Here is a 6,040-nt window from a genome sequence, read left to right as displayed (position 1 = left end):
CGGGGAAGCGCCCAGGGAAGCGCCCAGGGAAGCGCCCAGGGAAGCGCCCAGGGAAGCGCCCGGGGAAGCGCCCGGGGAAGCGCCCGGGGAAGCGCCCGGGGAAGCGCCCGGCCGGCCCGTTGCCGGGGCCGGCCGGGAGTCCGGCCGGCTCGGGCGCACCGATGGCCCGCCGGTCGGCGCACCGACCACCCGCCCGTGACCGGGGCGGGATTTTCTCGATCATTCGTCTAGGGGGTTTCCCGTGTGGGGAAGAGTCCGGCCCAGAGCCGGAGGGCCGCGCGTCGGCGTGGCCGCACATGTACGGAAGGCCGTGTCCGCGGCGGTCGCCGTGGCGGTGCTGGGCACCGTCGCCAGTGAGGCCGCCGCAGCGACCTCCGTACGCACCGAACAGGCGTCGCCGGCGCGGACGCTCCAGTCGCTGAACGCGCTCGCGGCGGCGGAGCCGAAGAGCGGCGCCGCCCCGGCGCCCGCCGCCACGTCCGAGCTGGACCGGATCAGTGACGAGCGTGACCGGCAGTTGGTCGAGGACTTCGCGGAGTTCGACGAGGAGGAAGAGGTCCGCGAGGCCGCCAAGAAGGCGCTGGCGAGCACCGACCCGAACGCGATCCGCGACTTCCTGGAGCGTGGTGAGGCCGAGGCGCGGCAGCGTGCCAAGGACAAGCGGGATGCCGCCGATGTGGACAACCGGCGGAAGATCGAGGCGCTGCGCGGGACCGGTGGTCCGCATTTCAACGCGGAGGTCGAGCGGGTCCTGAAGGGCACGGCCCGGGACCGGGCCGACTTCCTGGCCTTCGGTGCGGACATCGCCCGGCAGCGGGACAAGGCCACCGAGCAGAACGAGCAGCAGCGGGTCGAGGAGAACCGCAAGCGGGTCGAGATGCTCGTCGCGGTGGGTGGCCCGGAGGTGAAGCGGGCCGCTCAGGCCGCTCTGGCCACGGGTGACGCCAAGGTGATCGCCGAGTTCCTGGAGAAGGGCTACCTGGTCGCGGCGCAGAAGGACGCGGACGATCGGGCGGCGCACGAGAAGGCGCAGAAGGAGGCGGCCGAGGCGGCGGAGCGGCTGCGGGAGCTGGCGCAGAAGGCGGCGACCGCCGCCGAGGCACGTACGAAGCTGATCGCCGCTCATGGGGACGCGGTCAGGGCGTTGAAGACCGCGTCGAACGCGATGAGTGCGGCGGCCGCGCAGTCGCGTGAGGCCGACCGGATGCTGGCGGCCGACAAGGCCGGGAAGCGTCTGTCGGACTACGCGCCGGTCAAAGCCGAGGTCGCCCGGCAGGTGGGTATCGCCGAGGGTGCGGCGAAGGCGGCGCAGGTCGCGGCCGGGCAGGCCAAGGTGCAGGCCGATGTGCTGGTCGACACCGGGCTGACCCACGGGGTGCAGTGGGCGGAGGTCGCGTCCGGTATTGAGGGTGCGGCCACCGCGGCGGCCACGGCGGCGGCGACCGCGCGGCACGCGGTGGACGCCACGGCCGCCGACGCGGCCGGGCTGAACTCCAAGAACCAGGCCGAGCTGCACGCCCAGCAGGCGGCGAAGTGGCGGGCGAACGCCGAGGAGCACGCGAAGGCGGCGGCCCGGCTGGCCGAGGCGGCCGCCAAGCAGGCCAAGATCGCCGCGGACGCGGCGGCCAAGGCCCGCCAGGCCAGGATCGCGGCCGAGCAGGCCGAGAAGCAGGCCTGGGAGCACGCCAAGAAGACCCGCGACGCGCGGATCGAGGCGCAGACCCAGGCCAGGATCGCGGCCGAGCAGCGGGCGATCGCCGAGCGTGAGCGGGATCTGGCGGCGGCCGCGCGGGTGCGGGCCGAGCAGGAACGGGATGCGGCCGCGGCGGCACGCGCGCGTGCCGAGGCCGAGGCCCGTACCGCGTCGGCCAAGCGGGCCGACGCACAGGCCGCGGCGGCCGTGGCGGCGGAGAAGCGGGCCACCGCGCAGGCCCAGGAAGGCATCGCCGCCAAGGCCGACGAGCTGGCCAGGGGCGAGGAGGCCAAGGCCCGCACCGCCCGTAACAAGGCGGTGGAGGCCGAACGCGCCCACAAGGCCGAGGACGCCCGCGCCCGGGCGAGCGAGGCGCTGGCCGCCAAGGCCAAGGGCACCGAGCACGCCGAGACCGCCCGCGCGGCGGCCACCGAGGCCCGCTCCGCGGCGACCGCGGCCGGGACGGCGGCAGGCACCGCTCGCGGCGCGGCCGACCAGGCCTCCGCGGCAGCGGTACGGTCGCGCTCGGCGGCCATCGAGGCGGCGGGTGCCGCCGCGCGGGCACGGGCGGCGGCCGCCGAGGCCACCGCGCACGCCGCACGGGCCAACGCCGCGGCCAACAAGGCCGAAGCGGCCGCCTTCGCGGCGAACGCGGCGGCCAACAGGGCCGAGTCCGAGGCCGCCGCCACCCGCGCCGCGGCCCAACGGGCGAACGCCAAGGCGGCCGAGGCCACCGCGCAGGAGGCCCGCGCCGGTATCGCCGCCCACGAGGCGTCCCGGCTGGCCGGCCTGGCCGCCATCCACGCCAACCACGCCCTCCAGGCGGCCAACCGCACCAAGGAAGAGGCCGAGGGCGCCACCCGGGAGGCGGCCATGGCCCGCCTCCAGGCCACGATCGCGGTCCAGGCCGCGACCTCGGCCCGTACCACCGCCGCGGGCATCGCCGACCCGGCCAACACCGCCATCGCGCTGACCGCTCCGTTCACCGGCACGGACGTGGACGCCGACTTCGCCACCGAGGTCGCCAAGGCCGCCCAGACCATGGGCCAGGCAGAAGTCACCAAGGCGGAAGCCCGAGCAGCGGAAGCGCTCAAGGCGGCCGAAGCGGCAGAAGCCGCCGCCGCCCGCGCCAACGCCCAGGTCGCACCCGCCTTCAAGGCGGCGGCGGCAGCCGCGCGTTCCTCCGCGGACGCGGCACGCTCCTCGGTCGCGGCGATGAAGTCCGCCGCCCAGGCCGCCGACGACGGTGCCAAGGCCCGGGCCGCCGCGGCACGGGCCAACGAGGCCGACGCCCAGGCCCAGGCCGACGCCAAACTCGCCCGTACGGCCGCCAACCAGGCGTACGCCGACGCGGCCGCTGCGCGCAACGCTGCCACCCAGGCCGAAGCCGAGGCAGCCCGCGCCCGGGGCGCCGCCGCCGAGGCCGACAACCACGCGGCAGCCGCCAACAGCGCCGCCACCCTCGCCGAGAAGGAGGCCGCCGTCGCCCAGGGCGCGGCCACTCAGGCGGAGAAGGACGCCGCCGACGCCAACTCCTTCGCCGAGTCCGCCGAGAAGCACGCGGCCTCCGCCGAAACCGCGGCCAAGAACGCCGGTACCTACGCCAAGGAAGCCGACGAAGCCGCCAAGAAGGCCGAGGAGTACCAGCGCGAGCTGGAGCGCAAGAAACGCGAAGAGGCCGCCAAGGCCAAGGAGAAGGGTGACCCCTACTCCCTGGACGCGGCCGAGCGCAAGGCGCTGGAGGCGGCGGGCATCAGCCCGGCCGAGTACGAGGCGGCCCGGGCTCTGGCCCAGCAGGACCTCCTCGACTACCTGATGGAGAACGGCGCCGAGCTCCTCGTTGAGATCGCCGCCGAGAAGATCAAGGAGTGCTGGGACGACCCGGACATCCCGACCTGCCTGTGGGCGATCGTCGAGAACCTCCCGTGGACGAAGGCAGCCGCCATCGTCAGCAAGCTCCCGAAGATCGGCAAGGCGATCTGGGGCATCAAGGAGTTCCTCGACAAGTCGGCCAAGGCCAAGAAGCTCGTCGACAAGGGCGAGGAGGTCATCGAGGACGTATGGAAGAAGCTCCCGGCCTGTGCGACCGACCGGAAGAAGAGCGGCCCGTCGGCGAGGAGCGCCTCGGCGAAGGCGTTCGGCTCGCAGCGCGCCCTGGCGGCCGCGTCGGGCGGGGGCGGCAAGGAGGCGGGTGACATCGGTCTGGCTCGTGAGGAGTACATCGCCAAGCTCGTCGGCGGCAAGGTGGCCAAGGACGACAAGGGCCAGGACATCAAGATCGTCATGCCCAACGTCGGCTCCAGCGGTCTCGACGTCATCGGTCCCAATGGTGAGTACGTGTACGTCGGCGGTGGCGCCAAGGCGGCCAATCCGTCCAAGTTCGGCAAGGCCCTTAAGATCAACAAGTACGCGGCCGACGAGGCGGGCGTGAAGGCGGTCTACTACCTCGCCGACAACACCCCGGAATCGGCCATCAAGCAGGCCAAGAAGGTCTTCGGAGACGAGAATGTGCACATCTTCACGCTGCCGGACTGCTGACCATGAGTGACGGATACATCCGCTGGTACCGCGAGTCGGCGGCCACGCCGGTCCTCGCCGCACAGGCGGAGCTGTTCGAGGCGCACGGTCTGAGTCTCGTGCACCCCGCGAAAGGCGCGGCCGTGGTGCTCGACGTCGAGGGGGACGACGTCCTCCTGCCTCCGGAGGAACTCGGTCGGCTGCTGGGACTGCGGATCGCGTCCCTGACGACGAACTGGTGGCTGTCCGCCGACATCGACGTGGTCGACCAGTACACCTACGAACCGCTCGGCTGCGAGATCCAGACCCTGTGGCTGGATGGGCTCACGACGGAGCAGTCGGACACGGTGGAGGCAGCCGTCCTCGCCGCGGCCGCCGCGCTTCCGGTACCGACCCGTGCCGTGGTCGTCGACCGCAGCGGCGTGACCGAACCCGGCGACTGGGACTCACCGGTGCTGTACGACGGGGAGAACCTGCCGCCCCTCCCGGACCGCCTGCTGCTGAGCTCCTCGCTCGCCGACCGCTTCCTGTCGGCGTTTGCGGAGCTCCGGGGCGAGACGGGCCAAGGAGGACTCACCTCGATCGGTTCCGTCAGCTCCCGCTGACCCGACATGAGGAAAGCCCCGCCGGACCCACGTCCGGCGGGGCTTCTCTCTTCCCTTCCCTTCCCTTTGGCCGACCGGCACACCACTCCGGCACCGCACACGATGACAACTCTTCGGTGTTCCGTGTGGGCCACTCGCTTCGGCGTGAGCGATGAGTTTGGACGGCGGATCGGGTCTGTCCTGGCATGACTCGAACCATCGCCAACACCGCGGTCTCTCTCGGCCGCTTCGTCACCGAGCCCGACCGCAGCCCGGACAACGGTCTGGGTACCGGCGGCGAGGCCCGGCAGCAGCGGAGCGTGATCTCGACGTCGACCGCGGCCCGCCTGGCCTACGACGTCCCCGGGGTGATCCGATGACCACTGTCAACGTCAATGGGACTGCCCTGGGCATCGAGTCGTTCGGTGACGACGACGCGCCACTTGTCCTGCTCGCGGGCGGGACGACGATGCTCTCCTGGCCCGACGCGCTGTGCGAGCGCCTTGCCGCCGGCGGCCGCCGAGTGGTGCGCTACGACCTGCGCGACAGCGGCGAGTCGACGACGCGAGATCCACAGGCGCCCGCCTACAGCCTGCGCAGCCTCGCCGCCGACGCGGCGGCCCTCGCCGACGCGCTCGGCGGGGGGCCCGCGCACCTCGCGGGGATCGGCGTCGGCGGGATGGTCGCCCAGGTGGCCGTGCTCGACCATCCGGACGCGTTCTCGGCGCTCACCTTGGTCGGCACCCGCGCGGTCGCCCCCGGCCCGCCCGACGACGACCTCCCCGACCACGACCACGTGACGATGAGCCGGCTGTTCGCGCGTCCGATGCCCGACTGGACCGACCGCGAGGCCGTCGCGGAGTTCGCCGCCGCCGGCGCGGAGATCCTCGGCAACGACCCCGTCACCGCGCGCGCAACCGCCGCGCGCATCTGGGACCGCACCCCCGGCACCGCACCTCCGGTCCAGATGGCCAACCAGATGGGCATGGTGTTCTCCAGGCTCGACTGCACGCCCCGCTGGCGCGAGCGCCTGCCCGAGATCGAGGTCCCCACTCTCGTCGTCCACGGCCGCCGCGACCGCTTCTTCCCCGTCGGCAACGGCGAGGCGATCGCACGCGAGATCCCCGGGGCACGGCTGCTGGTCCTCCAGGAGGCCGCCACGGCCATCCCTGATGCGGCAGTCGGCGAGGTCACGGAGGCGATGCTCACGCTCGGTTAGAGGACGGCGGGAAGCAGGACCGTCATC

The 6,040-nt window shown here is 73.3% G+C and carries 4 protein-coding genes; all 4 read left to right on the top strand.

Annotation, left to right across the window (positions count from 1 at the left end; genetic code table 11):
* The first annotated feature begins 286 nt into the window (after positions 1-286).
* Positions 287-4,231, top strand: coding sequence for a hypothetical protein (locus tag ACZ46W_RS35060; RefSeq protein WP_468346415.1), 3,945 nt, complete (start codon positions 287-289; stop codon positions 4,229-4,231).
* Positions 4,232-4,233: 2 nt separating this feature from the next.
* The gene (locus ACZ46W_RS35055) at positions 4,234-4,815 is read left to right on the top strand and encodes a hypothetical protein (RefSeq protein WP_468346413.1); all 582 of its coding nucleotides are present in this window, start codon (positions 4,234-4,236) and stop codon (positions 4,813-4,815) included.
* A 185-nt stretch (positions 4,816-5,000) separates the two neighbouring features.
* Positions 5,001-5,174, top strand: coding sequence for a hypothetical protein (locus ACZ46W_RS35050; RefSeq protein WP_468346411.1), 174 nt, complete (start codon positions 5,001-5,003; stop codon positions 5,172-5,174).
* Complete coding sequence (locus ACZ46W_RS35045; protein WP_468346409.1) at positions 5,171-6,013, top strand: alpha/beta fold hydrolase; 843 nt, start codon at positions 5,171-5,173, stop codon at positions 6,011-6,013. The genes ACZ46W_RS35050 and ACZ46W_RS35045 overlap by 4 nt, the downstream gene beginning before the upstream one ends.
* The last annotated feature ends 27 nt before the right edge of the window (positions 6,014-6,040 follow it).

The organism is Streptomyces sp. NPDC031064, from assembly GCF_055570965.1.
This window is presented reverse-complemented; position numbering and strand designations above follow the sequence as displayed.